The sequence below is a fragment of the Arcobacter siniprincipis (SeqCode) genome, from assembly GCF_048571125.1.
GTDB lineage: Bacteria > Campylobacterota > Campylobacteria > Campylobacterales > Arcobacteraceae > Arcobacter > Arcobacter siniprincipis.
Window position 1 is genome coordinate 2,163,275 of sequence record NZ_CP182343.1, and the last position, 26,673, is coordinate 2,189,947.

Annotated in this window: 34 protein-coding genes; 16 read left to right on the forward strand and 18 right to left on the reverse strand. The window is 27.6% G+C overall.

From position 1 onward, the window contains the following. Positions 1-17: 17 nt before the first annotated feature. A complete protein-coding gene (locus tag ACNI3D_RS10850) occupies positions 18-560 on the reverse strand; it encodes a 5-formyltetrahydrofolate cyclo-ligase (RefSeq protein WP_129101628.1) in 543 nt (180 codons plus the stop codon). 59 nt (positions 561-619) lie between these two features. Between ACNI3D_RS10850 and ACNI3D_RS10855 the strand changes: the two genes are divergently transcribed. From ACNI3D_RS10855 to ACNI3D_RS10880, 6 genes are all read left to right on the forward strand, one after another. Further along, positions 620-1,162 (forward strand): TlpA family protein disulfide reductase, encoded by a 543-nt coding sequence (locus ACNI3D_RS10855; RefSeq protein ID WP_419767002.1) that lies wholly within the window; start codon positions 620-622, stop codon positions 1,160-1,162. Beyond that, positions 1,163-2,095: a signal recognition particle-docking protein FtsY gene (ftsY, locus tag ACNI3D_RS10860; protein ID WP_419767003.1), complete on the forward strand. Its 933-nt coding sequence runs from the start codon at positions 1,163-1,165 to the stop codon at positions 2,093-2,095. It abuts the gene before it with no gap. Between the two features lie 22 nt (positions 2,096-2,117). Continuing rightward, positions 2,118-3,002, forward strand: coding sequence for a cache domain-containing protein (locus tag ACNI3D_RS10865; protein ID WP_419767004.1), 885 nt, complete (start codon positions 2,118-2,120; stop codon positions 3,000-3,002). Continuing rightward, positions 2,999-3,661 (forward strand): response regulator transcription factor, encoded by a 663-nt coding sequence (locus tag ACNI3D_RS10870; protein WP_129101632.1) that lies wholly within the window; start codon positions 2,999-3,001, stop codon positions 3,659-3,661. The genes ACNI3D_RS10865 and ACNI3D_RS10870 overlap by 4 nt, the downstream gene beginning before the upstream one ends. Further along, positions 3,648-4,781 carry a sensor histidine kinase gene (locus tag ACNI3D_RS10875; RefSeq protein WP_419767005.1) on the forward strand — a complete coding sequence of 378 codons (1,134 nt, stop codon included), beginning with the start codon at positions 3,648-3,650 and terminating at the stop codon, positions 4,779-4,781. Before ACNI3D_RS10870 ends, ACNI3D_RS10875 begins: the two co-directional genes overlap by 14 nt. A gap of 83 nt (positions 4,782-4,864) precedes the next feature. Then, a complete protein-coding gene (locus ACNI3D_RS10880; protein WP_419767006.1) occupies positions 4,865-5,791 on the forward strand; it encodes a c-type cytochrome in 927 nt (308 codons plus the stop codon). A 40-nt stretch (positions 5,792-5,831) separates the two neighbouring features. Here ACNI3D_RS10880 and ACNI3D_RS10885 read toward each other — a convergent pair whose 3' ends face one another. The 6 genes from ACNI3D_RS10885 to ACNI3D_RS10910 all read right to left on the reverse strand — a co-directional run bounded on the left by ACNI3D_RS10885 (position 5,832) and on the right by ACNI3D_RS10910 (position 10,826). Further along, the gene (locus tag ACNI3D_RS10885; protein WP_129101635.1) at positions 5,832-6,461 is read right to left on the reverse strand and encodes a LysE family translocator; all 630 of its coding nucleotides are present in this window, start codon (positions 6,459-6,461) and stop codon (positions 5,832-5,834) included. A gap of 11 nt (positions 6,462-6,472) precedes the next feature. Next, positions 6,473-6,937 (reverse strand): ribonuclease HI, encoded by a 465-nt coding sequence (locus ACNI3D_RS10890; RefSeq protein WP_419767007.1) that lies wholly within the window; start codon positions 6,935-6,937, stop codon positions 6,473-6,475. Beyond that, the gene (locus ACNI3D_RS10895; RefSeq protein WP_419767008.1) at positions 6,934-7,485 is read right to left on the reverse strand and encodes a YqiA/YcfP family alpha/beta fold hydrolase; all 552 of its coding nucleotides are present in this window, start codon (positions 7,483-7,485) and stop codon (positions 6,934-6,936) included. The genes ACNI3D_RS10890 and ACNI3D_RS10895 overlap by 4 nt, the downstream gene beginning before the upstream one ends. Before the next feature lie 43 nt (positions 7,486-7,528). Further along, a complete protein-coding gene (locus ACNI3D_RS10900) occupies positions 7,529-8,158 on the reverse strand; it encodes a LysE family translocator (protein WP_419767009.1) in 630 nt (209 codons plus the stop codon). Between the two features lie 15 nt (positions 8,159-8,173). Beyond that, the gene (locus ACNI3D_RS10905) at positions 8,174-8,797 is read right to left on the reverse strand and encodes a LysE family translocator (protein WP_419767010.1); all 624 of its coding nucleotides are present in this window, start codon (positions 8,795-8,797) and stop codon (positions 8,174-8,176) included. 115 nt (positions 8,798-8,912) lie between these two features. Then, positions 8,913-10,826 (reverse strand): methyl-accepting chemotaxis protein, encoded by a 1,914-nt coding sequence (locus tag ACNI3D_RS10910; protein WP_490715538.1) that lies wholly within the window; start codon positions 10,824-10,826, stop codon positions 8,913-8,915. A gap of 165 nt (positions 10,827-10,991) precedes the next feature. Here ACNI3D_RS10910 and ACNI3D_RS10915 point away from each other — a divergent pair, with 165 nt between their 5' ends. Then, complete coding sequence (locus tag ACNI3D_RS10915) at positions 10,992-11,858, forward strand: aldose 1-epimerase family protein (protein ID WP_419767011.1); 867 nt, start codon at positions 10,992-10,994, stop codon at positions 11,856-11,858. A gap of 1 nt (position 11,859) precedes the next feature. Here the strand turns inward: ACNI3D_RS10915 and ACNI3D_RS10920 are convergent, their stop codons facing one another. The 3 genes from ACNI3D_RS10920 to ACNI3D_RS10930 form a co-directional block, all read right to left on the reverse strand. Beyond that, complete coding sequence (locus ACNI3D_RS10920) at positions 11,860-12,297, reverse strand: nucleoside deaminase (RefSeq protein ID WP_419767012.1); 438 nt, start codon at positions 12,295-12,297, stop codon at positions 11,860-11,862. 11 nt (positions 12,298-12,308) lie between these two features. After that, entirely contained in the window at positions 12,309-13,229 is a 921-nt protein-coding gene (locus ACNI3D_RS10925; RefSeq protein WP_419767013.1) for a sialidase family protein, read from the reverse strand. Positions 13,230-13,358: 129 nt separating this feature from the next. Next, positions 13,359-13,808 carry a DUF2059 domain-containing protein gene (locus tag ACNI3D_RS10930; RefSeq protein WP_419767014.1) on the reverse strand — a complete coding sequence of 150 codons (450 nt, stop codon included), beginning with the start codon at positions 13,806-13,808 and terminating at the stop codon, positions 13,359-13,361. Positions 13,809-14,007: 199 nt separating this feature from the next. Between ACNI3D_RS10930 and ACNI3D_RS10935 the strand changes: the two genes are divergently transcribed. Further along, on the forward strand, positions 14,008-15,108 hold the full coding sequence (locus ACNI3D_RS10935) for an SPM autocatalytic domain-containing protein (RefSeq protein ID WP_419767015.1): 1,101 nt from the start codon (positions 14,008-14,010) through the stop codon (positions 15,106-15,108). 115 nt (positions 15,109-15,223) lie between these two features. On the opposite strand, the gene ACNI3D_RS10940 is transcribed toward ACNI3D_RS10935, so the two are convergent. The 6 genes from ACNI3D_RS10940 to ACNI3D_RS10965 form a co-directional block, all read right to left on the reverse strand. Beyond that, complete coding sequence (locus ACNI3D_RS10940; protein ID WP_419767016.1) at positions 15,224-15,463, reverse strand: type II toxin-antitoxin system RelE family toxin; 240 nt, start codon at positions 15,461-15,463, stop codon at positions 15,224-15,226. After that, positions 15,460-15,708, reverse strand: coding sequence for a hypothetical protein (locus ACNI3D_RS10945; RefSeq protein WP_419767017.1), 249 nt, complete (start codon positions 15,706-15,708; stop codon positions 15,460-15,462). The genes ACNI3D_RS10940 and ACNI3D_RS10945 overlap by 4 nt, the downstream gene beginning before the upstream one ends. A 146-nt stretch (positions 15,709-15,854) precedes the next feature. Then, complete coding sequence (locus ACNI3D_RS10950) at positions 15,855-16,148, reverse strand: type II toxin-antitoxin system RelE/ParE family toxin (protein ID WP_419767018.1); 294 nt, start codon at positions 16,146-16,148, stop codon at positions 15,855-15,857. Then, on the reverse strand, positions 16,142-16,321 hold the full coding sequence (locus tag ACNI3D_RS10955; protein WP_419767019.1) for a hypothetical protein: 180 nt from the start codon (positions 16,319-16,321) through the stop codon (positions 16,142-16,144). The genes ACNI3D_RS10950 and ACNI3D_RS10955 overlap by 7 nt, the downstream gene beginning before the upstream one ends. 86 nt (positions 16,322-16,407) lie before the next feature. After that, positions 16,408-16,575 carry a YodC family protein gene (locus ACNI3D_RS10960; RefSeq protein WP_419767020.1) on the reverse strand — a complete coding sequence of 56 codons (168 nt, stop codon included), beginning with the start codon at positions 16,573-16,575 and terminating at the stop codon, positions 16,408-16,410. Positions 16,576-16,909: 334 nt separating this feature from the next. Next, positions 16,910-17,473, reverse strand: coding sequence for a hypothetical protein (locus ACNI3D_RS10965; protein WP_419767021.1), 564 nt, complete (start codon positions 17,471-17,473; stop codon positions 16,910-16,912). 297 nt (positions 17,474-17,770) lie between these two features. On the opposite strand from ACNI3D_RS10965, the gene ACNI3D_RS10970 reads away from it, so the two are divergent. Both ACNI3D_RS10970 and radA read left to right on the forward strand, forming a co-directional pair. Next, positions 17,771-18,733 (forward strand): integron integrase, encoded by a 963-nt coding sequence (locus tag ACNI3D_RS10970; RefSeq protein ID WP_419767022.1) that lies wholly within the window; start codon positions 17,771-17,773, stop codon positions 18,731-18,733. A gap of 9 nt (positions 18,734-18,742) precedes the next feature. Beyond that, positions 18,743-20,092: a DNA repair protein RadA gene (gene radA, locus ACNI3D_RS10975; RefSeq protein ID WP_419767023.1), complete on the forward strand. Its 1,350-nt coding sequence runs from the start codon at positions 18,743-18,745 to the stop codon at positions 20,090-20,092. Between the two features lie 14 nt (positions 20,093-20,106). On the opposite strand, the gene ACNI3D_RS10980 is transcribed toward radA, so the two are convergent. Beyond that, positions 20,107-20,511, reverse strand: a complete 405-nt coding sequence (locus tag ACNI3D_RS10980; protein ID WP_419767024.1) for a thioesterase family protein — start codon at positions 20,509-20,511, stop codon at positions 20,107-20,109. A 117-nt stretch (positions 20,512-20,628) separates the two neighbouring features. Here ACNI3D_RS10980 and ybeY point away from each other — a divergent pair, with 117 nt between their 5' ends. Further along, the gene (gene ybeY / locus ACNI3D_RS10985) at positions 20,629-21,048 is read left to right on the forward strand and encodes an rRNA maturation RNase YbeY (protein WP_419767025.1); all 420 of its coding nucleotides are present in this window, start codon (positions 20,629-20,631) and stop codon (positions 21,046-21,048) included. After that, on the forward strand, positions 21,049-21,969 hold the full coding sequence (locus tag ACNI3D_RS10990) for a calcium/sodium antiporter (protein ID WP_419767026.1): 921 nt from the start codon (positions 21,049-21,051) through the stop codon (positions 21,967-21,969). 1 nt (position 21,970) lies between these two features. Here ACNI3D_RS10990 and ACNI3D_RS10995 read toward each other — a convergent pair whose 3' ends face one another. Continuing rightward, the gene (locus ACNI3D_RS10995; RefSeq protein ID WP_419767027.1) at positions 21,971-22,375 is read right to left on the reverse strand and encodes a Fur family transcriptional regulator; all 405 of its coding nucleotides are present in this window, start codon (positions 22,373-22,375) and stop codon (positions 21,971-21,973) included. Positions 22,376-22,535: 160 nt separating this feature from the next. Between ACNI3D_RS10995 and ACNI3D_RS11000 the strand changes: the two genes are divergently transcribed. From ACNI3D_RS11000 to murJ, 4 genes are all read left to right on the forward strand, one after another. Further along, on the forward strand, positions 22,536-22,973 hold the full coding sequence (locus ACNI3D_RS11000; protein WP_419767028.1) for a Dps family protein: 438 nt from the start codon (positions 22,536-22,538) through the stop codon (positions 22,971-22,973). A gap of 78 nt (positions 22,974-23,051) precedes the next feature. Next, a complete protein-coding gene (locus ACNI3D_RS11005) occupies positions 23,052-23,705 on the forward strand; it encodes a ferritin family protein (RefSeq protein WP_419767029.1) in 654 nt (217 codons plus the stop codon). An 80-nt stretch (positions 23,706-23,785) separates the two neighbouring features. Then, on the forward strand, positions 23,786-25,339 hold the full coding sequence (locus ACNI3D_RS11010) for an endonuclease/exonuclease/phosphatase family protein (protein ID WP_419767030.1): 1,554 nt from the start codon (positions 23,786-23,788) through the stop codon (positions 25,337-25,339). Continuing rightward, on the forward strand, positions 25,329-26,630 hold the full coding sequence (gene murJ, locus ACNI3D_RS11015) for a murein biosynthesis integral membrane protein MurJ (RefSeq protein WP_419767031.1): 1,302 nt from the start codon (positions 25,329-25,331) through the stop codon (positions 26,628-26,630). Before ACNI3D_RS11010 ends, murJ begins: the two co-directional genes overlap by 11 nt. Positions 26,631-26,673: the final 43 nt, after the last annotated feature.

A 26,673-nucleotide genomic window follows, 5' to 3' on the forward strand; every position in this document is an offset into this window, starting at 1 on the left:
ATCCATATTATGACCTTTTATCTTTTACTAGAAATTATTATATCAGCTTGAATATCGTAGTTATTACTTAAAATTTTTGAAGTCTTACAAAGTTTTCTTTGAGTAAAAAGTATTGTTGGTTTATATTTTAGTTTATAAAAAAACCTATCATACATACCTTTTCCAAAACCAATTCTTTTATTTAGTCCATCAATCCCCACAACAGGAACTATTGCTAAATCTATTTTAACATTAGCAAAAGAATTATTAGGTTCTTTTATACCAAATTTTTTAGTTTTTAAAGGCAGTCTGTATTTGACTACTTTAAAACTAAGCCCTTCCATATATGGTACAAAAACTTGAACTTTTTTTTCTCTTCTTAATCTTTTTATCAAAGGATATATATCCACTTCTAAGTCAAGGGGAATATATAATAAAACATTCTTTTTTTTTAATTCACAAATAGTTTTATATATTTCATCTACTATTTTTTTATCTTTATAACACTTTGTAAATCTACTAACAAATTTTAATTTTTTAATACACGATTTTCTAAAATCACTCTTGTGATTTTCTAACATATTTAAGCCTTAGTTAGCTAAAATTCTTAGCTTCAAATATTTTACCAAAAGGAATTAAAATGCAGTTTAAAAAAATAGCATTTTTAACATTTTTTATAACAATATTTTTTGCAGCGTGTGGCTCAGATAATTCAAAAAATGATAAAAAAGTGCAAAATGTAGAAGTAAAAGATTTCAGACTTACTACTACAGATGCTCAAACACTCAATATAAAAAAGCTAGATGATGGCTTTGCTTTCCAAGAATACAATGGAAAAGCCGTACTTGTGAACTTTTTTGCAACTTGGTGTATGCCTTGCAAAGCTGAAATTCCAAATTTGATTCATCTAAAAGATAAATACAAAAATGATTTTGAAATAGTTTCTGTTTTATTAGAAGATAATAAACCAAATAATGAAGTAAAAGATTTCGTAAATGAGTACAATATTAATTATGTTGTAACAAATTCAAAACAAAATGCAACATTTGCAGATGCAGTTGGTGGAGTAAAAGCAATTCCGACTATGTTTTTATATGATAAAAAAGGTAAACTTATTCAAACTTATGTGGGGATAGTTCCAGAAGAGATGATAGATGTTGATATCCAAAAGGCAATAAAATAGATGTTTAGTTTTTTTAAAAAAGATAAAAAAGAGGAAACAATTGAAGAAAAAGAAGAGAATAAAAGTTTCTTTTCTTCTGCCTTATCAAAAACATTTGAAAATATAAAGTCAGTAGTTCCTCAAAAAAAAGAGAAAATCTCTTTTGAAGACATAGAAGAGTTGCTTATTGAAGCTGATATGGATTATTCTATTATCGAAAAAGCTATGGATGGACTTCCAGAGATGATAAATAGAAAGCAACTAAGACATAGACTTGTTATGCTTTTTGAACATGCACCTGATATTAATATGGAAAATCTACCCTCTCCTTTTGTTCAACTAATAATTGGAGTTAATGGTGCAGGTAAAACTACTACTATTGCAAAACTTGCAAATCTATATAAAAAAGATAATAAGTCAGTTATTTTAGGAGCTGGTGATACATTTAGAGCAGCTGCTATTGAACAACTATCTATTTGGGCTGATAAATTAGAAGTTCCAATTATAAAAACAAAACAAGGACATGATCCAAGTGCTGTTGCCTATGATACTATCTCTTCAGCAGTTGCTAGAAATATTGATAATGTTATAATTGATACAGCAGGAAGATTACAAACACAAACAAACCTATCAAATGAATTAAAAAAGATAGTTAAAGTTTGTAATAAAGCAAAAGAAGGTGCTCCTCATCAAAAGCTTATGATTCTTGATGGGACACAAGGTAATACTGCAATTGAGCAAGCAAAAGCTTTCAATGAAATGGTTGGAGTTGATGGTATTATTGTAACAAAACTTGATGGAACAGCAAAAGGTGGAGCACTATTTTCTATATCAAATAGATTAGAACTTCCAATTTTTTATATTGGTGTTGGTGAAACAATGAATGACCTAGTTGAATTCTCACCTGATAATTTTGTAGATTCATTATTGGACGAAATATATATTTCAGAATAAATCATAATAAAAAGGAAATACCTTGGATATATTAAAATCAAAGTCAAACAAGTATTTTCTTTTTATATCCTTGCTTGCTTTAGTTTTAATATCTTTTATCTTTTATATCTTACTAAATATCAATAATCAAAAAAAATTAATCTCAAGTCTTGAAAACTCTTTAGTAATAACAAAAAACCTATTAGAAGAAGAAAAAAGATATGCCCTTTCTTTATCAATTTTACTTTCACAAGATGAAGAACTTATAAATGCCTATGAAATTAATAATAGAAAAAAAGCCTTTGATATAGTAAATAAAAAAATAAATGGACTTAAAAAACTCCAAAATAGTCTTTTTGAAGTACAAATTCATACAAAAGAGTTAAATACCTATCTTAGAAGTTGGGATTTTTCAAAAAAAGATATTCCATTATCATCTTTTAGAGAAGGCTTGGTCAAAGTAAAAAAAGAAAAAAAACCTTTAGTCTCTATTGAATTAGGTAAAAGATTAAATATTAAAGCTATTTCTCCTATACTAAGAGATGGCAATTTTATAGGCTCTATTGAGGTAATTATTGGTTTTGATTATATAGAAAAAGAGTTAAAAGACAAAGGCTATAACCTAGATATTTTACTAAATAATAAATATCTAAATATCGCAACAACACTAAAAAATAATCCAAAAATTGGTGAATTTACTCTAGTAAATAAAAAAACACTTAATACAAATTTTATTACAAATACACTAGAAGGTTATGGATATTTTACAGATAATGATAATGCTTTTAGTTATTTTACCTATTATTCACTCAATAGAGAAAAGCTTGGATATTTCATTATTTCATTAAAAAATAGTTCAAAGATTCAATTAAATAATAATTATGAGAAGAGATATATTAATACAAATAGTAAGGTAATAATTCAATGAATATACTTTTATTAGAAGATGATTTTGATTATAAAATAAGTATCAAAGAGTATTTAGAATCACTTGATTATAAAGTAGATGATTTTGAAAATGGAGAAGAAGCACTAAATGCAATTTATGAAAAAAATTATCACCTTTTGATTTTAGATATAAAAGTTCCTAATATAAGTGGTTATGATTTAGTTAGAACTTTAAAAAAAGATGAAAAAAACATTCCAGTGATTTTTATCACTTCATTAACTGATATAAATAATCTAAGTATGGGTTATGAACTAGGATGCAATGATTATATAAAAAAACCTTTTTCATTAAAAGAGTTAAAATATAGAGTTGAGCAAGTAATAAAATCAGTCTATTTTAATGCTAATGAAAATATTCTCAAACTTGCTGAAGAGTTTTATTATAATACTAATAAAATGGAACTTCTAAGAAAAACAGAAGTCATAAACTTGACAAAAAAAGAGCATGAAGTGATTTTTTCTCTTTTAACTCATAAGAGCCAATTTGTAACCTTTGACACCCTAAGAGAAGAGGTTTGGGATAATAAATATATAAATGAATCTGATATTCGAGTATGCATAAAAAATATAAGAGCAAAAACCTCTAAAACATTTATTTTAAATCAAAGAGGATTAGGATATAAGATTGTTAGAGATTAATACAAAGAATTATATTTTAAAACTAGCCATTGGTTACTCTTTTTTGATTATTATTCTTATTTGTATACCTGCATATTTTTATACACAAAGTGAACTTGAAAGTTATAAATACAATCAAGATAAACTCTTAAACATACATACTTCAAATATACAAAGAAGTATAAGTGACTTTTCTGATTCTAAAAGCGATATTTTTAACTTTCCAAAATCTTTTAGTTTTGATAGTTTTTTATTTAATAAAAATAACCAATTAATCTATTCTACAACAAGTAAACCACTTAACATAAATAAAACACACCAACTTATAAAAAAAATATCACTAAGCCCAAATAGACTAAATGCAAACTATCTTGTAGTTACAAAAGCATTTGATTATGAAGAAATTTATATAAAAATAGCACTTTTAACTCTTATTCTCAGTGTATTTATATTTATCTCTTTATTTTTAATTTTAAAACAAAGCATTACTCCATACAAAAAAGCAAATGACTATCTTGATGCTTTTTTTAATGATGCAATGCATGAACTTAAAACTCCCCTTGGAGTAATACAATTAAATCTTGAAATGCTTCAAGAAAAACAAAAAGACTCAAAAGAAATATCCCGCTGTTTAAATGGTCTGAAAAACCTTCTTTTTGTATATGAAGATATAGAATATCTAATAAAAAACAAAAGAATAACTTTTTCAAAAGAAGAGTTAGATTTATCTTTATTTTTAAAACAAAGGCTTGAATTATTTGGCAGTTTGGCAAAATCAAAAAATATCACTTTTGATTTAAATATAGAAGATAATTTATTTATCATTATAAATCGTGCTCAAATACAAAGAATAATAGATAATACTCTTTCAAATGCAATTAAATACTCAAAAGAAAACAAAAGAATAATTGTAAAACTAAAAAAAGAATCTCAAATCATACTTAGTATTCAAGACTTTGGAAAAGGAATAATTGATACTTCTACTATATTCAATAGATACTACAGGGAAGACACTATAAAAGGTGGCTTTGGTATTGGATTAAATATAGTAAAAAATATTTGTGAAGAGAATGATATAAAAAAAGAAGTAATATCAAAAATAGAAGAAGGTAGTACTTTTACTTATTTTTTTAAATATTAATTTTTTCTTAATATATGCATTTAAAAACAAACTTTATACTTACATTCAATTGTTATAATATCTCTAAAATATAAGGAGACAATATGAAAAAATTACTTTTATTAATTGCATTTAGCTTAGTAGCTTTTGCACAAACACCAGAAGTACCTAAAAACTATCCAAGTGGAGAATTAGGAAGAATGGTAAAATTAGGTGAAGATATTATGAACGAAACTAATACTCACCCACTAACAAAAGATTTAGTAGGAAATAACCTACAATGTAAAAGTTGTCACCTTCCAGGGAATGATGGTAAACCTGGAACTATAACTACAGTAGGTACATTTAGAGGAACAGCTGCATCTTTCCCTGCATTTTCAAAAAGAGAAAAAACTGTACAAACTTTACAAGACAGAATCAATAACTGTTATATGAGAAGTATGGATGGTAAAAGACCAATTATTGATACAGAAGCATCTGTTGCTATGGCTGCATATATTACATGGCTTTCTACTGGTTTTGAAATCAATATGGATGAAAATAGACCATGTAGTGTACTTACAAGTAAAAGATGGGCAACTGAACAAAAAAAATTCGCAGCTATTCAAAAAAAAGCTACTCATGAAAACTACTTAGCTGGTAAAAAAATATTTGAAACAAAATGTGCATCATGTCATGGTATGAATGGTGAAGGTGTTGCAGTGTTTCCTCCATTATGGGGACAAGATAAAAATGGTAAATGGCTATCTTATAATACAGGTGCTGGTATGAGTAAACTTAACAAAGCTCCAGCTTGGATTAAAGAAAATATGCCATTAGGTCAAGGTGGAACATTAAGCGATCAAGAAGCTGCTGATGTAGCACTTTTTGTTGATGCACAACCAAGAGCTAGTTTTGATTTAAAAGACCATTTACTTCCAAAAGAAGAAATGGGACATTATAATTCAAAAGTACATGAAGAAAAACACTCAGTTGAATCAAACTTCAAAGCCTTTGGACTTGATTTACAAAAAATAAAAACAGGTAAATAGTACTTTAAATTAGGTGCTAAAAGATTTCTTAGCACCTATTTTATTTATTGGCATCAAAAAGAAGTTTAAATCCTACCAATGAAAAAGTAACTCCTACAAAACTATCAATATACTTTTTAAAATCAAAATACTTATTAACTACTCTTTGGTTAGAAAACATAAAAGCGTAAGCTATAAATATCACTATTCCAAAAGGTAAACAAAGTATTACAGGGAAATATATTGACATACTATTTTGTTCATTTGGCAAGGCTATTGCAATAATTGCAATCCATACTGCAATCGCTTTTGGATTTAGCAAATGCATCATTATGCCTGAGAAAAAATATTTTTTATAAGAATTTTTAGACTCTTTTATTTCAACTTTTTTATACTCTTTTTTTGTAAGCATTTTAAAAGAGTTATATGCCAAATAAAGAAAATATAAACCACCTAAGATTTTTAAAATATACAAAATATCAGAATATTTATTGAGAAGTGGTTGTAAACCAGAAGCTGCACAAATTCCCCAAAAAAAAGAACCAATAGTTACTCCAAGAGCAAAATAAACCCCTGCTTTTCTTCCTGCATATATTGAAGTTTGAGCAATAGCAAGATTGCTAGGTCCAGGACTTGTAATACCCAAAATATAAATAAACAGTGCAATTATAATATTAGAAAAAATTTCCATATAAATATCTCCTAGGATAAAAACTCTCTCAAAGCTTTTCTGGAAGCTTTATCAACCAAGTTAAAAAGTCTATCGATGTCATCTTTTTGACTTGAACTCTTATGACCTTTTACTTTTACAAATTTACAATCTGTTTTATCACATATTTCAAAAAATTTTTTATAAAGCTCTTTATTTCTTATCTCTTTTCCAGTACTGCTTTTATAAAAGTTTTCTTCTAGCTTTTCTCTTCTATTTTCTAAGCCTAAAATATTTTGGCAATCAGTATAAACAATTATATCATTACTTATGATTTTTTCATCTTCTAAAGCCCAAAGGAAAACTTCTAATTCTAACTTTGTAGAAGAGGTATTTTCAAATTTTTTTAATCTAATATTTTGGATATCTAAAGTTTCATCATATATAAAATAAGCCCCAAAACCTATTTTTGATTGAGGATTTACACTTCCATCACAAAATAGTTTTAAAGAACTCATCTAAAAAAAAGAGTTATTTTTCTAAAATATCTTTCAACCTCATCAAAACTATGACTACCACCTTGCTCAACTATAAGCTCTGCTTCTGGTAATTTTTCAACTGCATCATTGAAATCTAAAACCTCATCATCTTCTTGAAGCAATACCATAAAATTAGATTGTTCGTTTATTTCCTTTACTTCTATTGATTTTAAATATGTCAAATGCTCTTTTATAACTTCAAAACTTGAATAATCATAATAATTTGTAGCTGTCCCAATTTTATCTAAAGTATCATAGGCATGAACAGCAGGATTTATTAAAACAGCTTTTAAATCATATTTATTAGCTAAATACATAGCATAATATCCACCCAAAGAAGAGCCTACTAAATAAACCTCTTGTTCTAAGCTAAGATAAGATTCAATAAGTTGTTCTAAGGTATCAATAGCAAGTGAGGGAACATATGAAAGAGATGGAGAGATTAACTCTTCATCAAAATATTCTTTAAAAAGTGCTGCTTTGTCACCAAGTCCAGATGAGGCAAAACCGTGTATATATATAATCATTTCTACTCTTTTTTAATTGTTTTTAGCCTATTTTATTTTGTACTTAAGTTCTATTTGAAGTTGATAATAAAACTCCAGCACCAATAAAAACACTACCTGTGATTCTATTAAAAAACTTTGCTCTTCCTTTTTGTAAAAACCAATTTGAAGATTTATGTCCTAAATATGAATAAAACATCAACCAAGATAATTCTAATACAGCAAAAGTACTTACAAAAACTATGTATTGATTTAGTAGAGGTTCATTTGTATTTATAAATTGAGGAAATAATGCCACAAAAAATACGATAGCTTTTGGATTGCTACCACCAACTACAAAACCACTAAAAAAAGATGATAGCTTATCTCTTTTTTTTATATCTTTATTTTTGTCAAGATGATAATTTTCTTGTTTTGAAGTGAAGGCTTTATATCCAAGATAGATTAAGTATACAGCACCTATATATTTAATAATACTAAATACCAACTCTGAAGAGGCAACAACAACACCCAATCCGGTAAAAGATAATGTCATGATTCCAATTATGGCAAACAAACTACCTAAAGCACAATAAATAGCATAGTTAAAACCTTGACTTGCTGATTTTGTAACACAAAGTAGAACACTAGGTCCAGGAGAGGCAGTAAGTATTAAAATAGCTATTAAATAATATAACCAAAGATGAAAATCCATTATTATTCCTTTTTTTTAATTTCTTTGCATAGTTGCAGTAAATACACCAGCACCAATTAAAGCACTACCACCTACTTGATTTAATCTTTTTCTTGCTTTATAACTTTTTATTTTGTGTTGAATTTTTCCTGCAAGCATTGCAAAAGAAGTAATCGTCGTCATGGTTACAAGAGAAAAACTAAGCATCAAAATCAAAAATTGAGGAAGAATATTTGTTGAAGTATTTACAAACTGAGGTAAAAAAGCAACAAAAAATATAATATTTTTAGGGTTTAGTGCTGTCACTATTGCTGAGGACTTAAACATTTTGTATTTAGATACATTCATTTGTTCAAATAAATTAGGATCCACTTCAGGCTTTTCTCTAAAAGCTTTAATCCCTAAATATAATAAATAAAATACCCCAAACCATTTAAGAATACCATACAATATAGCAGAAGTAGCCAATATAACTCCAAGTCCTAATAAAGATATAACCATAGCAACTAAATCACCAAATACCACACCTAAAGCTAGTGGTGCTACTGATTTTTTACCATGTGTAATTGCTTGCCCTACTACAAATACTACAGTAGGTCCTGGAATAATTGCAAAAACAAAAACAGTGGATACAAAAGCTAGCCAAATTTCAATACTCATTGTATTTCTCCCTAAATATTATCTTAAAGATTATACTTTTATAAATTAAAAAATAACTTTGTTTATATATTTAACTTCTATATAAAAATATTAGCATGACTTTTAGTCATGCTATTTAGAATTTAGATTTTTGTACTTCTTCTACGACTTTATCAGCCATACTGTGTACACTTTTTACTACTTCATTGATTTCAGAAGCAATTGCAGCATTTTCTTGTGTTGTTTTATCTAATTGTCCCACTGCTGAGTTTATTTGTTCAACTCCTATCATTTGCTCTTTTGCATTTGTTGTAACAGTATCAACAATAGATGTGGTATTTATTATATTATCATTTAATTTTTCATACCCCTCATACATAATATTTACTATATCTTTACCTTCGTTAGAACTTTTAGTTGCACTTTCTACTAAAGCTTTTATCTCTTTTGCAGCTTCCGCACTTCTTGTTGCTAGGTTTCTAACTTCCCCTGCAACTACTGCAAATCCTTTTCCTGCTTCTCCAGCAGTTGCTGCTTCAACTGCTGCATTTAGACTTAAAATATTTGTTTGAAATGCTATTTGATCTATTATAGCAATAGATTCAGTTATGGCATTTACATTAACATTTATTTGCTCCATTGAACTACTAGTTTGTTTAGATAACTCTTTACCTTTATTTACTTCATCTCTTAGAGATACAGAATTTGAAGAAAGTTCATTTATATTATTTGAGTTTGCTCTCATAGTCTCTGTTATCTCTTCTAATGCTGCTGCTGTCTCTTCTAAACTTGCAGCTTGTTCATTTGCACTAACAGTTAGTCTATTCATATTAGATGTAAGATTATTTGCATTTTTATCTAATACTTCTGAATTCTCAAGATTTGTTTTTAGCATCATAGATATTTCTTGTCCAAGTTTATTCACTCCGCTTGTCAATGAACAAAGCTCACCCTTACATGAAATAGTTGTTTGCTTAGTAAAGTCTCTACTCTCATATGATTTTAAAACATCAATTGTATGATTGATAGTATTATAAAGACTTCCAATCATGATGTTTAAATCTTCAGTTAATTCATTTATTACTGCATTTGTAGTTTTTGCTTCTACTTTTTTAGTCAATATTCCAGAACTAACATCATTTACTACTTTTGTAACATCTTCAATAACTTTTTCATCTTGTTCTATTGTCTGTTTTACTTTTACTATATTTTCATTAATTCTTTTTGTCATAAGACCTATTTCATCTTTAGTTGTAACTTCTATCAAACTTACATCTTTTTTCTCTTTATTTAGAAAAGATAAAAAAGACAATAATCCCTCTTCAAATGTATTCAATGGATTTATTAGAGTTACTTTAGAGATAAAAGAGACAACAAATACAATAACAATCAATAACACAGTAATAATAGATATTAAAGTATATATTAAAGAGTTTACACCGCTATTTATTCTTTTTCTCTCTTTTGCAATATTTTTTTCTATATCATCAACATATATTCCTGTTACAATAGTCCAATTTAACTCTTTAACATATTTAGAAAAAGAGAGTTTTTTTATAATTTCATCACTATTTGGTTTTTTATAAAAATATTCTACAAATTTATTATCATCATTTGCAGTATCAATTAACTCTTTTCTAAATTGAAACCCTTTTATATCAGGTTTAGTAATATCTGTTATAGTGTCATTTAGTTTTTGATTAGTCCCATGAAATGCAAACACATAATCATCTCCTTTTTTTTCATATGCAAAAAAGTAACCACTTCCGTTTAAATATCTTGATTGAGATATCACACTTATAACTTTTCTTTTTGCCTCATCAATAGTTTTTGAATTTCCAATTATTGCTTCAATAATTGTATATACAGTTAGAACTTCATTTTTTAAAAGTTCTTTCTTTTCATAGAGTATACTTTTTTCAAATTCTACTATTATTTTTTCACTATTATCATAAGTTAAATTTATACTTACAATAGTTGTAATAATTACTATTAATAGAACTGGTAAAATTACCAGTGCTAATAATTTTCCCCTAATACTTTTAAACACCCATAAACTCCTAAGTTTTATTCTAATATTTTTCTTAAATAATAATTATAATATTATTATTTATATTAAAATAAGATAAACTAATAATTAATATTAGTATTATTTGCTTATTAATATGAAATAGTATAGAATCTACACATTATAAAAAGCACTAAGGTAAAAAGCATGAAATACAAGATTTCAAATAGTATTTTAGAAGTTTCAATAAAAGATTTTGGTGCAGAACTTTGTAGTCTAAAAAAAAGAAATGATTCTATTGAGTATCTCTGGCAAGGTGATAAAAAATACTGGAATCGTCATGCGCCTATTTTATTTCCTATTGTTGGAAAACTAATAGATAATGAATATATTTATAACAATAAAACTTACAAAGTGGGACAACATGGTTTTGCTAGAGATAAATTATTTGAAGTTTTTGCAAAAGAAAATGATTACATTTGTTTTAAACTTACAAGTTCAAAAGAAACACTTGAAATCTATCCTTTTAATTTTGAATTATATTTAAGTTATAGATTAATAAATAACTCTCTTAAAATATCATATAAAGTAGTAAACAAATCTCAAAAAAAGATGTATTTTTCAATAGGTGCTCACCCTGCTTTTAATTGGCCTTTGGAAAAAGGAAATAAAGGTGATTATTACTTAGAGTTTGAAAATACAAAAGAGTTAGAAAGATTACCTTTAACTGTAGATGGTATATCTGAGAAAAAAGAGATAGTTAATTTAAAAGATAATAAATTACATTTAAATGAAGAGCTTTTTAAAGATGATGCCTTAGTTATACAAAACCTAAAAAACAAAACAATCACTTTTAAAAACTCTAAAGATGATAAAAGTATAAAGATGTCATTTGAGGGTTTTGCTTATCTTGGACTTTGGTCAAAACCAAGTGGTGCACCTTTTATCTGTATAGAACCTTGGCATGGGATTGCTGATTTTATAGGACATAATAAAAAACTTGAAAACAAAAAAGGAATAATCACTTTATTAGAAAATGAGATATTTGAAAGTAGTTATACTATTTCGGTATAACTTATACTCCAATATCTTCATTCCAAAGTTCTGGATTATTTTTTATAAATGTTTCCATTAAATTGATACACTCTTGATTATCCATAACTTTTACATCTACTCCCCTTGATTTTACATACTCTTCAGGTCCTTTAAAAGTTTTATTTTCACCTATTACAACATTTGGTATTCTATAAAGTAAAACTGCACCACTACACATATCAAAAGGAGACAAAGTAGAATACAAAGTTGCTCTTTTATAATCACTTGCCTTTATTCGCCCTGCATTTTCTAAACAATCCATCTCAGCATGTAAAACTGCGCTTCCATTTTGGACTCTTCTATTATGTCCACGACCTACTATTTTATCATCAATAACAAGTACTGAGCCAATAGGTATTCCACCCTCAGCCATACCTTTTTTTGCTTCTTCGATTGCTGCTTGTAAGAATTTGTCCATAGTATTGCCTTTTATATTCTAACTTTAGCAAGATAAATAGATGTTTTCCCCTCATGTGAAGAATAATAACTTATCCACAAAATATTCTCTTCATATACCATTCCAGCATAACTTGTATCACCACCTGAAGGCAAAGTTAATACTTCTCTTAATTCTCCATTTTCATAATCAATCCAACATAGAGATGTTCTTGCACTTTGATTTCCATAAAGACGAACTGTAGCTAAAAACTTATCTTGCTTTTCCACATAAATCATCTTAGGTCCACCAATCGGAACATTTAAATCACTCCAAGACAATTCCTCATAAGGAAACTTAGAAAATCCAAGTACTGATGTATAACTTTGAGAATCTCGTCGTAAAAGTACATATAAATCTCCATTTTCTAAAAAGACTAGAGAGCTTTCACTCCAAGAAGAGTTTTTAGTAGGGAAAAGTTTATCTTTTACTATTTTCCATTTTTTACCATCTTTTGTACTATATAAACAGCCTAGTTTATCTTTCCCTGTATATCCTATACTATATGCTGTCTTTTTATGCCAAGTTGTACTCCATCTCCAAGTTCCAAGACCTGTAGGACAAGTAAAAACTTCACTCCAATTTTTACCATCATCTGATAACCAAGTTACAGAACGAGTATTTAAGCCATCAATTGATTCAACTAATCGCACCCCAGCATTTAGCATAAGTTCATTTTTAGGTGTAATTGAAAATTTACCATCGCGAACATCACCGCCATCAAATCCCAATAGTGCAACAGAAGACCATTTTTTACCATTTAATGAGCGTATGACTCTTAGCTTTCCATCCATAGACATGTGTTCATCAGCTTCTCTAAAAGTACAATACCAATATTCACCAAATTTTATCAAATCTGTAAATGCATTATGAGGTGATTTATCCCATATTTTTTTGACTTCTAAAAACTCCATTTGTGATTCCTTATTTGTCTATATGTCTAATTTTTTATATTATATAGAAAAGAAGAAAAAAAGAAGATGAGTTGAGGAAGGTAAAGTTACCTTCCTTGTTTTAAATTTTGAATATTATTTATAAATAGTTTATTTCATATTTTGTTTTATATATTCTTTTTCTTTTAGTTCACTTACAATTTTTTGAGCAATTTCACGTCCCCATTGTTGACCTGCTATCATTGATTCTTGCATTATTTGAGGTGTTTGTTTTATTAGTTTTCGTCCAGCTTCTGTTTTATAAAATTTATTTATAGCTTGGATATCTTCTTCATTTAAATATTTTTGATAAATAGGAATAGTTAACTCCACCATTTTATCCATATCAATTTCTTTTGTCATTTTATCCCAAAACTCTTCAGGTGCATCTGGTGCAAGTCTTTTCAAGTTTGGTAATAGTTGCTTCATAAATAAATTTCCTATATTTTTAGAACCTGATAAATCTATTAACTCTCTAACACTCTCTTCTTTTGCAGGACTTGCAAATAGTGTAGTTCCACATAAGAACATAACAACGATCATACCTATAATTTTTTTCATTTTTTCTCCTAGTTTTTTTAAAATAATGTTATGGATTGTATTGGAAATAAACTTTGAGATAATTTATAATCAATAAAAATAACTTTTATTCTCTTAAAGAGGTAAATCTTTCCTCTTTCTTACTTTTTTTAAATAAAATAATGTTGACAATTATTTTATTTAATGTTACAATTCTTATATTTAGATTAAAGGATTAATAATGATTATAGAAAATTCACAGGTTTCGCTCTATTCTAAAAATGATTTTGCCCTTAAACAAGTACAAAATAAATCTCTTGAAAATTCAATAAGTAGTAGTTATCAAAACAAAACCGCTTATGAACATTCTGCAATAGTCTCTACGAATAATTCTACTGGAGATAATGATTCAGAGAAAAGTAGTGTTCAATCCAGCTTAAAAATAGAAACCTCTGATTCTATTATGATTCAAAATAATCGTGCGATATATAAGTATGAAGATCATCTCAGTTTAGAAGACCGCATCAAAAAAATTATGATTGAAATACTTATACTAAAACTTGACCCAAAAATAGAAGCACTCCACTATCCCAATCAAACATCTACATCAGAACAATCAATTTCTGATTTTTCAAATCCTTATAACCCCCAACAAAAAACAAAAACAGTAATGACACTCGTTCAAACCCAAGAAGAGTACCATCAAAAACAGACCATTGATTTTTCTTCATCAGTTACAATAAAAACACCGAACAATACCTTTAATTTTAATATCGATATCTCTTTTTCAAAAGAATTACACGAATCACGAAATACAAAATTACTCACAGACCAAAAGATAGCCATTGATCCTTTGGTGATTAACTATGGTGAAGAGGTAAATGCTTTTGATAACATAAGTAATCTGCATTTTATGTTCGATTTGGACAATGATGGAAGCACCGAGATGATCCCTCAACTTATGAAAGGAGCAGGATATCTAGCTTTGGATAAGAATCAAAATGGAAAAATTGACAATGGCAGTGAACTGTTTGGACCAAATACCAACGATGGATTTGCAGAATTAAGACAATACGACAGCGATGGAAATAACTGGATAGATGAAAATGATGCCGTTTTTGACAAACTAAAAATATGGAGTATTGATGAGCGAGGACAACACTCTTTAGTCTCACTGCTTGATAAAAATGTAGGTGCCATTTATCTGGGAGATGTTCAAAGTGGATTTAAATATCAAACTGCCATCAATGAAACCATTGCCGTGCAAAAAAGCAATGGAATCTTTGTGAAAAATGATGGTTCAGGGGCAGGAGTTGTAAACTCCATTGATATCATGGCCTAAAGCTAAGTTTGCTTTTTGATAGTTAATCAGAGGAAAATTATCGGTTGACTTCAATGACACTTTGTGTTCACTGTTAGGTTTATTTATTCAGTGGAAAAATTTGTTAGACAATTTACTACTTGTAAATATCCCCTCTACTATCAACTTTTAATATTTGTATCTCTTCTTCATTCATGTTAAAAAGTATTCTGTACTTTGATACTCTGATTCTATAAATAGGAGGTATATCATTACCTGTTAATTTTTTCACATCCCCATCTGGTAAGTTTTGAATAGCTTGAAAGATTTTTTCTTGAAGTTTTCTATCATATTTTGAAAACTTCTTTTCAAAAGTTTTAGAATATGAAATAATCATAAATTAAATTTACTTTTAAAGTCTTCGTTTGAAGTAAATTCATCATTTGCTAATATTGATAAAATCTCTTTTTCATCATCAGCCTCAAGTATTAAATTCGCTTGTTGTTTAATTTTTGAATTTTTTTCAATGTATTCATTTAGGCTTTCCCTTACAATTTGAGAAATTGATTTCTTTTCTATAAAACTTACTGCTCTAGCTTGCTCATACAATTCTTCATCAATAGTTAAATTCAATCTATGCATAAATACTCCTTTATGTAGTGATGTATAAATGTATTGTATCATAAAAGATAGTAAAAGTCTATTTCGTCTTTTTAATGTCTAACGGTTTAGTTGAGAAATATTTGAGCCACAGGGTCAAATATTTTTCTCCAATATTTTGTTATATCCTACAAATATCTCTCTATATCTAAAGCTCCATGAAATACACCCAATATATCAATTGTATTTTCATCTTTAATTAAATATGCAATTCTGTAATGACCATAAAGCAATATTCTTATCTCTTTATGCTCATCATTTTCATATTCATAACCAATTCGTGGATAGGATTGTAGGATTTGAACTTTTTTGTAAATTTCTATTACAACTTTTTTAGCAATTGGCTTTTTATCTAAAGCAATATAGTCATATATATCTTTTAGCCAAAGTTCTGCTTCTTTGGTCCAGTGTATTTCTACCATTGTTTGATTCTATTACTCATCTCTTTATTTGAAATTGTTTTGTTTTCTTGTGAGTCTTTTAATCCTCTTTGAATCATTCTATCAAAAGCAAGCTCTTTTAAAATTTCATCATATGAGGTATCTTCAGGTAGTGAATCGATGATTTTTTTTGCTTCTTGTTTTGGTGCAGTCATAATAAACTCCAATCTTTAAAATATACATCATTTTAACAAAATTTAAGTGAAATTAACTTAAGTTTTATTTTATATTATAAGAACTCTTAAACTTTAATTAGCATTTTTGGATAAAAATTTTCCAATTTAAGTTTTTGATTTTCAAACCATTGACATTGAATTTGGTCATCATGAGGAAAACCAATGCTCTTAATTGTCATTTTCTCTCCTCCTGATTTCAACACAACAACATCCCCAATATTAAACTCTTCCATGTAAAACTCCTTAAATTAATTTCACCTACCATTAAATAAATAGGCATATTCAAAATTAGAGTTTTTTGCTAATCTTTGATATAACGTATAAATAGAGCTAATAAGTCACCGTTAGGCTACTCATTAGCTCCGATGATTTGTTATATCTTATCTTCTCTAGTATTAAATTTGTCTTTCCATTCTTTTATTTTATTGTCATTTATAAATCTTGATGGTGTTGGTAAGAACTCAAATTTTATATTATTGTCATTGCAATAGTTTTCAATTTTTGTTATTTCATTTTTTTTATTTTCTACAGTTTTATTAAATGATTTTCTTGTAAAATAAACTTCTTTTATTTTTCATTTTTTTTATTTAATAGATTCTTTTTTCTTTGTTCAAAATAACTTGTATTAGATTGATACTTATCTTTTATTATCGATACTTTAATAAGAGAATATATTAGTACGAATATAACTAAAAAAGGTAAAAATAGTTGCATCATATAAACAGTATAAAACTCTAATTCAGTACCAATAGTACTTAAATATAATGCAATTCCAAAAAGTGTAAAAATATAAAACCTTGAATAACGATACAAATCATTACAAGTATAATTTCTAAAATCTTTTTTAATAAAATATTTATAATACACAATAAATCTTAAAAATGCAAAGATAATTGCACTTAAAATGAGCACTACATATCCCACAAACGTAAAATGGTTAAATAATGGATCTTGTGATAACGTACTATTTGTAATAATTGCAATTATTAAAGATAAGCCAAAATACAATGGGTGCCCAAATACCATAATAAAAACTAAAAAATAATTAAATAATTTATTTGAAATTTTGTACTTTTTCAGCAATATGTCTAATAAAATACCTGAAAAAAATAAAAGAATAAAATACTTCAATCAATTTACCTTTATATAACTAATTATTAGTAATACATTATGTATTACTTACATCTAAACTACTTAATAGTTTTACATTTATTATATTAGTCTATTAAATATAAAAAAATACCTAAAATAAGCTCTTTTAAATAAAAGCATTGCATATTGCAATATTTTTTACAATATTTCTAAACTTTTTATATACTTTTCATGTTAGATTATTGATGTATATCCTTAATAGCTTATCAAAATGTATGGCTATTAAGCAAAAATCGTAATAGTTTAACAAAATGCTAAATATATCAGGAGAGTATCATGGGCAAAAAATTACTCGATATTATGAGAGATAAGATTAGATTTAAACACTATAGTATAAAAACAGAGCAAAGTTACATAGGATGGGCAAAGAGATATATACTTTATCATAATAAAAGACACCCTCAGGATATGGGGAAAACTGAAATCGAACAATTTTTAACTCATCTAGCTACTCAACTAAATGTATCTCCAACTACACAAAATCAAGCATTCAATGCTCTATTATTTTTATATGAACAAGTATTAAATATATCCTTAAAAAATCAAAATATACAAGCTTTAAGGGCAAAAGAGAGGAAACATATTCCAGTAGTACTTACGATTGAAGAAGTTAAAAGTATTATTTTAAATATGAATGGTATTTATCAATTTATGGTCAAACTTATGTATGGTTGTGGTCTCAGAATGAAAGAGGCTCAAAATATCCGTATAAAAGACATCGACTTTGGATTTGATAAAATTTATATTTGGGACAGCAAGTCTCTCAAAGATAGAACCTTACCACTTCCTTTGAAAATAAAAGAGGAGCTTAAAATACAAGTACAAAAAGTAAAAGAACTACACCAAAAAGATTTGCAAGATGGTTTTGGAAGTGTATATATCCCTTATGCGCTAGAGCGGAAATTTCCCAAAGCTAAATTTGAACCAAAATGGCAGTATGTTTTTCCTATGGATAAAATCTCAATAGACCCTAGAAGTGGGGAAAAAAGAAGACATCACATTTTGGATGTAACTTTAAGTAGGAATATTAAAAATGCTGTAGCAAAATCTAATATAGACAAAAGAATTACAGCTCATATCTTTAGACACTCTTATGCAACTCATTTACTTCAAAATGGCACAGATATTCGTTCTATTCAAGAATTACTTGGGCATAAATCCATAGAAACAACTATGATATACACACATGTTATAAAAGAATTAAACAAAAATGATATAAAATCACCTTTAGATTTTTAAGGAAAAAATATGGCTAAGAAAAAAACAACACTTTTTGAGTGTCAACACTGTGGCGAACAATCTACCAAATGGATGGGTAAATGTCCATCTTGTGGAGGTTGGGATAGCTTTGTTGAACTCAATACCGAACAACAAGAAGTATTAAAACAAACATCAAAGATAATAAACACAACATCAAAAGCAAAACCAATAACACAAATAGAACAAGACGATATCATTCGATTTTCATCAAATAACCATGAATTTGATTTAGTCCTAGGAGGTGGAATAGTTCCGGGAAGTCTTACTCTTATTGGAGGAAGTCCGGGAGTTGGTAAGTCAACCCTACTTTTAAAAGTAGCAGGTGACATCTCACAATCAGGTAAAAAAGTTCTTTATGTCTCAGGTGAAGAGAGTATGGGACAAATAAAACTTCGAGCAAATAGACTTGATGCAAATAGTGATAACCTTTATTTATTATCTGAAATCAAACTAGAAGAGATACAAGAAGAACTATTAAGACAAGATTATGAAGCAGTAGTTATTGACTCTATTCAAACTATCTATTCAAGCTCACTCACCTCTGCACCCGGCTCTGTTTCACAAGTAAGAGAGATAACCTTTGAACTTATGCGTAAAGCAAAAGAATCTGATATCGCTATGTTTATTATAGGACATATCACAAAAGATGGAAGCATCGCAGGACCTAGAGTTTTAGAACATATGGTTGATACTGTTTTATACTTTGAAGGAGAATCATCAAAAGAACTTAGAATGCTAAGGGGCTTTAAAAATAGATTTGGAAGTACAAGTGAGATAGGTATCTTTGAGATGACAGCAGAAGGACTTATAAGTGCTAAAGATATAGCCTCTAAGTTTTTTGATAAAAGTAAACCCCAAAGTGGCTCTGCTTTAACTGTGGTTATGGAAGGAAGTCGAGCACTTATTATAGAAGTACAAGCCTTAGTTTGTGAAAGTACCTATCCAAACCCAAAACGAAGTGCCACAGGCTTTGATGTAAATAGATTAAACATGCTTTTAGCCCTACTTGAAAAGAAACTTGACCTTCCACTAAATCACTATGATGTATTTATAAATATAAGTGGTGGTATTAAGATAAAAGAGAGTTCTGCTGATCTGGCTGTGATTGCTTCGATTATTAGTTCATTTAGGGATAGACCTATCTCAAAAGAGTCAGTATTTATTGGTGAAGTTTCACTAACTGGTGAGATAAAAGATGTATATTCTATAGATATGAGACTAAAAGAGGCTAGTGCGCAAGGTGTTACAAAAGCAATAGTTGCTCAAAAAACAAATTTAAAAACAAAACTAAAAATCTTCCCAGTGGATGAAGTAGTAAAAATGATTGAGCTATTTTAATAGCTCAAATCTTTTTACTTCCCTACTCTTTTATTAGCTCCACTCATAAGCCTATCTTTTGTCACTATTGCTCTTGTATGAGTACCAGTTCCTATTACTCCACCAGAATCAACAACTTCTAAACTAAACTTATAAAGTTTTCCTTCCATACCTTCAAAAGTTGCAGTTGAAATTGCTGTATCACCACTAAGTGTTGGTGCAAGATGTTTTATATTTACTTCAACTCCAACAGATAATTGCCCCTCTTCTAAAAATGGTATTAAAATTTTTGCAGCTGAACACTCCATAAGTGCAACCATTCTAGCCGTTGCAAACACTTCTGGAAAATTATCTTCAGGTGAGATTTGTAAATTTTTTGCCAAGTCTTTATCTTCTACTTTAAATTCAATACTATCTTTTGTACCAATTTCTAATTCCATATTTTAACTCCTTTGATTTTTTATATTTTATATTTTATTTACTTAAAGACAAAAAATGTCCTTTATTTACTAATTTACCTAATTTAGCTATAATCCGCCAAAAATAAATGGATAAAGATGATTGACTTTGATAATCAAACAAAAATTGATATAGATGTAAGTTCATTGGAAATAATAAAAAATGAACTTAGTTCAAAAGATATTGAACTAATACTTGTATACAATGATGAAATACAAACTTTAAATAAAGAGCATAGAAATATAGACAAAGCTACAGATGTACTGAGCTTCCCTCTTGACTATGATATGCCAAATATGCCCTTAGGTTCTATTGTCATTTCTGTTGATTTTGTGGAAAATAAAGCAAAAGAGTATAAGCACAGTTTTTTAGATGAATTAACACTTCTTTTTATCCATGGAATGCTTCATTTATTGGGTTATGACCATGAAGTAGATAATGGAAAGCATAGAGAAAAAGAAGAAGAGCTAATCAAAAAGTACAATCTTCCAGATAGTTTAATTGTAAGGAATTCATAAATGGATATTTTAATTTTCATTGTTTCAATGACAGCGTTAATTTTTGGGGCTGATTTTATAATACAACAAAGTGAAAAGATAGCACTTCACTATAAAATTTCACCTTTTATTATAGGAGCTACTTTAGTGGCAGTTGGGACTAGTTTACCTGAAATGGCAGCTTCAATTTCTGCATCATTAAAAGGAAGTCCTGATATTGCCGTTGCAAATGTTATTGGAAGTACTATTTTTAACATTTCTTTAGTTTTAGGTTCAGTATTTTTATTAGCTAAGAAAATACGTCCAGATAGAGACCTTTTTGCAAAAGATTCCGCTTGGTCATTATTTCCTATTTTTGTTTTTATACTTATGAGTATAGATGGAAAGCTAACTTTTTTTGATGGTATATTATTTTTATTATTAATGTGTGCCTTCTTACTTTTTTTAATCTCTTCAAATCAAGTAGATGTAATAGATGAAGAATTAAAAAAAGAACCTTTTGGATGGGGGAAATCAGGACTGTTTTTAGTTATAGGTTTTATTTTAACAATAGGTGGAGCTGATTTTGCAATTGAAAGTGCCTCAAATATAGCAAGAAGTTTTGGAATTAGTGAATGGTTAATTGGTCTATTCTTAGTTGCTTTTGGTACAAGTTTACCAGAACTTACAGTTTCTATAAAAGCTGCTTTAAATAATCAAGCTGATTTAGCAATAGGAAATATTATAGGTTCAAATGTTGCTAACTTTACGATGGTATTAGGTTTATCTGCAATAGTAAATCCATTGAATGTTAATTTAAGTGCAAACTTATTTGATATAGTGGCAGCTTTGATTTTATCAGTAATGTTAGTATTTATTACTGCTAATAAAATGTATAATAAAAGTGCAGGGATTGCGTTGTTGATTGTATTTGCATTAGTGGTACAAAATAGCTTTTTTTAAGCTATTTTGCACATTGTGAACATACACCTGTAAAAACTACATTTGCATGTTTTACATTAAATTTACTTTGAGATTCTAATTCTTTTAAAACACTAGAAGTATCTATAATTATATCTTCGATTTTTTTACACTTTTCACAAACTAAATGAGAGTGTTCCTCTTTTATCAGTTCATAAACAGATTTTTCATTAGGTATTTTTACCTCAGATATAAAAAATTTCTCTACCATCGAATTTACATTTTTATAAATCGTTGCTAGTGAAATTGAAGGGAACTTACTTAACATACTTGCATAAAGTTCATCAATATTTATATGACCTTTATGATAAAGTTCTTCAACTATAGCTAATCTTTGAGGTGTTACTTTCAAATTAAACTCTTTTAATAATCTACTAGAATTTTCCATGACGCCTCCTTTGTAATATGTATAATATTTTTATACTAATATTCGAATAGTAGTATAAGTAAGATAAACTTTAGTTAAAGAAAATAATTATCCTTTAAGCTTTATTCTATTAAACTTTCTAAAGGAAAAAAATTATCCACAAATAAAAAAAGGAATTAAAATGAAAAATTTAACAAAACAACTAAAAGTTATCCAATCAAGTTCTCTTGTAATGTTTACAAAAGTACATAATTACCATTGGAATATAAAAGGTATGCAGTTCTTTCCAATACATGAAATGACTGAAAAAATTTATGGTGAATTTAGTTCAATATATGATGATACAGCAGAAAGATTATTACAATTAGGAGATAAACCTATTGTATTATTAAGTGAATTATCGAAAACATCTTTAATAAAAGAAGATGAAAAAACTGATTTTGATGCAAAATATGTATTAGAAAATATATTAGCTGACTTTGAAATATTTATGAAAGAATTTAAAAAACTATCAACATTGGCAAATCAAAACAATGATACTACTACAGTAGCATTTGCAGATGAAAATGTTGCACATTTAGAAAAAAGCATCTGGATGATAAAAGCAACACTAAACTAATTCTTGCATTTAAGTTTGGATGAAATATAATCATTAAATGATTAAATTCATCTAAAACTTAATATTGAGGAAAAAATAATGAGACAACACGAATCTTATAAATGTAATAAATGTGGAAATATAATAGAAGTATCAAATGTTGGTGGAGGAGTTCTTTCTTGCTGTGGAGAAGAGATGGCCTGTATTACGACTGATTTAACATCAGTCGTTCTAATGAAAGCTTTTGCAGGTGAATCAATGGCTAGAAATAAATATGAATATTATGCAAAAGTTGCCCAAAAAGAAGGATACAGAGATATTGCTGAACACTTCCAAAGAGCTGCAAATAATGAAAAAATGCATGCTAAACTAGAATATAAAGCTTACAATGTTTTAAATTATGACAGAGAGTTTGCTAATACAAGTGAAAATCTTCAACTTGCAGCTGATGGTGAAAACTATGAAAATACAACTATGTATCCAGACTTTGCAAAAATTGCAAAAGATGAAGGTCATAAAGATATCGCAAGAATGTTAGAAATGATTGGTAAAATCGAAATAGAACATGAAAATATGTACAAAAGCTTAAAACAAAGACTTGATTTGGGTGCTGAATATGTTAGCGAAGATGAAGAAGAAGAGTGGATTTGTGAAGTTTGTGGACATGTGCATAGAGGTAAAAAAGCTCTTAAAATGTGTCCTGTATGTAAACACCCTCAAGAGTATCAATCAAGATTAAACTCTAAAAAATAAAATCTTATTTTAGGTTATTTGTTTAGTTCAAATAACCTAAATCTCAACATAATCTAATAGTATAAACTATATAATCCCATATGATAATAAAAGCCCTACTTCTAATATTTTTTACATATAATCTAAGCCTTGCAAAAGATTTCACAGTAGCTTCTTATAATGTAGAAAATTTCTTTGATTTAAAATATGACAAAACAGAATATAAAGAGTTTATTCCAAATACAAAATCAAATTGGAACCAAACAACATATAATACAAAACTAAAGCACATAGTAAAAGTAATAAATAATTTAGACAAAGATATTATTGCTTTACAAGAAGTAGAATCAAAACAAGCCTTTGAAAGCCTTGCAAAAAATTTGCCCCAATACAAATACACTATTTTTAAAAAATACAAAACTTCAAGTATAGGACTAGCAATACTAAGTAAATATGAAATTAGTGATTATGAACTCATTGATGTAAAACACTCGAAAGTCAATCGCCCTATTTTAAAAGTGACTTTAAATATAGACAACCACAAATTTATTGTTTTTAATAATCATTGGCCCTCAAAAAGAAAAGAAGAAAACCAAAGAGTTTTATATGCCCAAGCCATAAAAGAGTATATAAAAAATCTAAAGGAAGATATTGATTATATTATTTTGGGAGATTTAAACTCAAATTATAATGAATTTGAAACTTTCAAATACTCAAAACTAAATAATACCTATGATTTAACAGGCATAAACGATGTTTTAAATACTTCTATTAAAGGTAAGTTTATCTCTAAAAATGAAATTTTAAAATATGATAAAAAAGTACATTACAATCTATGGTTAGAGTTAAATTATAATCAAAGATTTTCTTATAAATTTAGAGGAGAAAATGAGACTCCTGATAATATTGTTTTACCAAAAGCTTTATTTGATGATAAAAATATCTCCTATGTAAATGATAGCTTTCAAGTCTTTAAACCAGAATATTTAATAAAAAATGGGAAAATATTTAGATGGGAGATGAAAAACAATATTCATCAAAACAGAGGTTATTCTGATCATTTACCTATTTTTGCAACATTTACAACAGACAAAGTAAAAAAACAAATACCAGCAAAAGCTGATTTGATAAGTGAACTTTACAATAAAAATAATCTCACTTTTCCTATTTTATTATCTGATATAAACTTAGTGTATAAAACAGATGAAATCGCCATCATAAAACAAAAAAATGACCGAGCAATATTTATTTATAAAGATGTGTCAAAATTAAAATATGACAAAAATTACACCATAAAAATAAATCAAACAAAAAGATTCAATGGACTATTAGAAATAAATGATTTCCAAATATTAGATGAAAAAAAAGATAAGTTAGATAAAAAATCTCTTTTTTTAGATGCTTCAAAATATGATATATTGGAATACAAGTTTCAAAATGAAATGATAAACAATATCTCAGGGATTATTCAAAACAACTATTTAAACTATATTTTTAAAAATGAAAAAAGAAAAATAAGAGTTTATGTAAAGAATAAAGAACTTTTACCAAAAAATGGGCAAAAAATTACTATAATAAATGCTCATTTAGGTTTTTATAAATCAAAACCACAAATTATACTCTATAAAAAAAGTGACTATAAATATGTTGATTAAATCTATTTTTACAAATAGTAGTGGAATTTTAGTATCAAGAATACTAGGCTTTGTAAGGGATTTGCTTACTGCTTCTATTTTAGGAGCAAATATATATTCTGATATATTTTTTGTAGCTTTCAAACTACCAAACCTATTTAGAAGAATCTTTGCAGAAGGTGCTTTTACCCAAGCTTTTATTCCAGCTTATGCAAAAACGAAACAAAAAATAAGATTTACTAGTGCAATATTTTTACAATTTTTAGCTCTTATTTTATTTCTTTCACTTTTAGTAACCCTATTTTCAAAGTTTATCACACATGTTATAGCTTTGGGATTTGATACTAAAACTGTAGATTTAGCAGCACCCCTTGTGGCAATTAATTTTTACTATTTACCTATGATATTTATAGTTACATTTATGGCTGCTCTTTTACAGTATAAACATCACTTTGCTACTACTGCTTTTTCAACAGCCCTACTAAATCTAGCACTAATAGCAGCACTTCTTTTATCAAAAGACTTGGGAAAATATGAGATAACATATTACATGTCTTATGGGGTTTTAGTTGGGGGATTATTACAAATTTTAGTACATCTTATTGCTATAAAAAAGAAAAATTTACTTAAAGTTTTCACTTTCAATAAAATAAATATAAGTGAAAATAAGTTTTACAAAAACTTTATAAGTGCTACAGTAGGAAGTTCAACTTCACATATCTCTGCATTTTTAGATACTTGGTTAGCTTCATTTTTAGTAAGTGGCTCTATTTCTTATTTGTACTATGCAAATAGAGTTTTTCAGCTTCCTTTAGCACTTTTTGCAATAGCAACTTCAACTGCACTTTTTCCTATGATTGCACGAGCTATTAAAAATAAAGATGAAAATAATGCCTTAAGACTAATGAGAAAATCAACTATAATATTAACAGCCTTACTTGCAATTTCAACTCTAATAGGAATTGTTTTTGATAATTTTATAGTTCAATTACTTTTCCAAAGAGGTGCTTTTACAAGTACTGATACTACAAATACAGCTTTGATACTTAGTATGTATTTAATAGGACTTATTCCCTTTGGAATAGCAAAGATATTTTCCCTTTGGTTATACTCACATGAAAAGCAATTTTTAGCTGCAAAAATCTCTATGAAAGCGCTTGGATTTAATATAGTTTTCTCACTTCTTTTAATCACTCCTTATGGAGCAGCAGGATTAGCTTTTGCTTCCACTTTAAGTGGATTTATTCTATTTTTTCTTACAATAAAAGAGTTTGGATTTAGAAAATTCAAACAACTTATTTTTAGCAAATAAAAATTTTATCTTTTTATTAAATATTTTAGATATAATCTGCCTT

Excerpts from the sequence above, each read along its gene's own strand:
- murJ (WP_419767031.1), top strand. The coding sequence starts at position 25,329 with ATGTTGATTAAATCTATTTTTACAAATAGTAGTGGAATTTTAGTATCA.
- ftsY (WP_419767003.1), top strand. The coding sequence starts at position 1,163 with ATGTTTAGTTTTTTTAAAAAAGATAAAAAAGAGGAAACAATTGAAGAA.
- ACNI3D_RS10970 (WP_419767022.1), top strand. The coding sequence starts at position 17,771 with ATGGGCAAAAAATTACTCGATATTATGAGAGATAAGATTAGATTTAAA.
- ACNI3D_RS10980 (WP_419767024.1), bottom strand. The coding sequence starts at position 20,511 with ATGGAATTAGAAATTGGTACAAAAGATAGTATTGAATTTAAAGTAGAA.
- ybeY (WP_419767025.1), top strand. The coding sequence starts at position 20,629 with ATGATTGACTTTGATAATCAAACAAAAATTGATATAGATGTAAGTTCA.
- ACNI3D_RS10935 (WP_419767015.1), top strand. The coding sequence starts at position 14,008 with ATGATTATAGAAAATTCACAGGTTTCGCTCTATTCTAAAAATGATTTT.
- ACNI3D_RS10905 (WP_419767010.1), bottom strand. The coding sequence starts at position 8,797 with ATGAGTATTGAAATTTGGCTAGCTTTTGTATCCACTGTTTTTGTTTTT.
- ACNI3D_RS10880 (WP_419767006.1), top strand. The coding sequence starts at position 4,865 with ATGAAAAAATTACTTTTATTAATTGCATTTAGCTTAGTAGCTTTTGCA.
- ACNI3D_RS10940 (WP_419767016.1), bottom strand. The coding sequence starts at position 15,463 with ATGATTATTTCATATTCTAAAACTTTTGAAAAGAAGTTTTCAAAATAT.
- ACNI3D_RS10915 (WP_419767011.1), top strand. The coding sequence starts at position 10,992 with ATGAAATACAAGATTTCAAATAGTATTTTAGAAGTTTCAATAAAAGAT.
- ACNI3D_RS10960 (WP_419767020.1), bottom strand. The coding sequence starts at position 16,575 with ATGGAAGAGTTTAATATTGGGGATGTTGTTGTGTTGAAATCAGGAGGA.
- ACNI3D_RS10855 (WP_419767002.1), top strand. The coding sequence starts at position 620 with ATGCAGTTTAAAAAAATAGCATTTTTAACATTTTTTATAACAATATTT.
- ACNI3D_RS10850 (WP_129101628.1), bottom strand. The coding sequence starts at position 560 with ATGTTAGAAAATCACAAGAGTGATTTTAGAAAATCGTGTATTAAAAAA.
- ACNI3D_RS10950 (WP_419767018.1), bottom strand. The coding sequence starts at position 16,148 with ATGGTAGAAATACACTGGACCAAAGAAGCAGAACTTTGGCTAAAAGAT.
- ACNI3D_RS10920 (WP_419767012.1), bottom strand. The coding sequence starts at position 12,297 with ATGGACAAATTCTTACAAGCAGCAATCGAAGAAGCAAAAAAAGGTATG.
- radA (WP_419767023.1), top strand. The coding sequence starts at position 18,743 with ATGGCTAAGAAAAAAACAACACTTTTTGAGTGTCAACACTGTGGCGAA.
- ACNI3D_RS11000 (WP_419767028.1), top strand. The coding sequence starts at position 22,536 with ATGAAAAATTTAACAAAACAACTAAAAGTTATCCAATCAAGTTCTCTT.
- ACNI3D_RS10895 (WP_419767008.1), bottom strand. The coding sequence starts at position 7,485 with ATGATTATATATATACACGGTTTTGCCTCATCTGGACTTGGTGACAAA.
- ACNI3D_RS10925 (WP_419767013.1), bottom strand. The coding sequence starts at position 13,229 with ATGGAGTTTTTAGAAGTCAAAAAAATATGGGATAAATCACCTCATAAT.
- ACNI3D_RS10995 (WP_419767027.1), bottom strand. The coding sequence starts at position 22,375 with ATGGAAAATTCTAGTAGATTATTAAAAGAGTTTAATTTGAAAGTAACA.
- ACNI3D_RS10870 (WP_129101632.1), top strand. The coding sequence starts at position 2,999 with ATGAATATACTTTTATTAGAAGATGATTTTGATTATAAAATAAGTATC.
- ACNI3D_RS10900 (WP_419767009.1), bottom strand. The coding sequence starts at position 8,158 with ATGGATTTTCATCTTTGGTTATATTATTTAATAGCTATTTTAATACTT.
- ACNI3D_RS11010 (WP_419767030.1), top strand. The coding sequence starts at position 23,786 with ATGATAATAAAAGCCCTACTTCTAATATTTTTTACATATAATCTAAGC.
- ACNI3D_RS10890 (WP_419767007.1), bottom strand. The coding sequence starts at position 6,937 with ATGAGTTCTTTAAAACTATTTTGTGATGGAAGTGTAAATCCTCAATCA.
- ACNI3D_RS10930 (WP_419767014.1), bottom strand. The coding sequence starts at position 13,808 with ATGAAAAAAATTATAGGTATGATCGTTGTTATGTTCTTATGTGGAACT.
- ACNI3D_RS10945 (WP_419767017.1), bottom strand. The coding sequence starts at position 15,708 with ATGCATAGATTGAATTTAACTATTGATGAAGAATTGTATGAGCAAGCT.
- ACNI3D_RS10885 (WP_129101635.1), bottom strand. The coding sequence starts at position 6,461 with ATGGAAATTTTTTCTAATATTATAATTGCACTGTTTATTTATATTTTG.
- ACNI3D_RS10955 (WP_419767019.1), bottom strand. The coding sequence starts at position 16,321 with ATGACTGCACCAAAACAAGAAGCAAAAAAAATCATCGATTCACTACCT.
- ACNI3D_RS10990 (WP_419767026.1), top strand. The coding sequence starts at position 21,049 with ATGGATATTTTAATTTTCATTGTTTCAATGACAGCGTTAATTTTTGGG.
- ACNI3D_RS11005 (WP_419767029.1), top strand. The coding sequence starts at position 23,052 with ATGAGACAACACGAATCTTATAAATGTAATAAATGTGGAAATATAATA.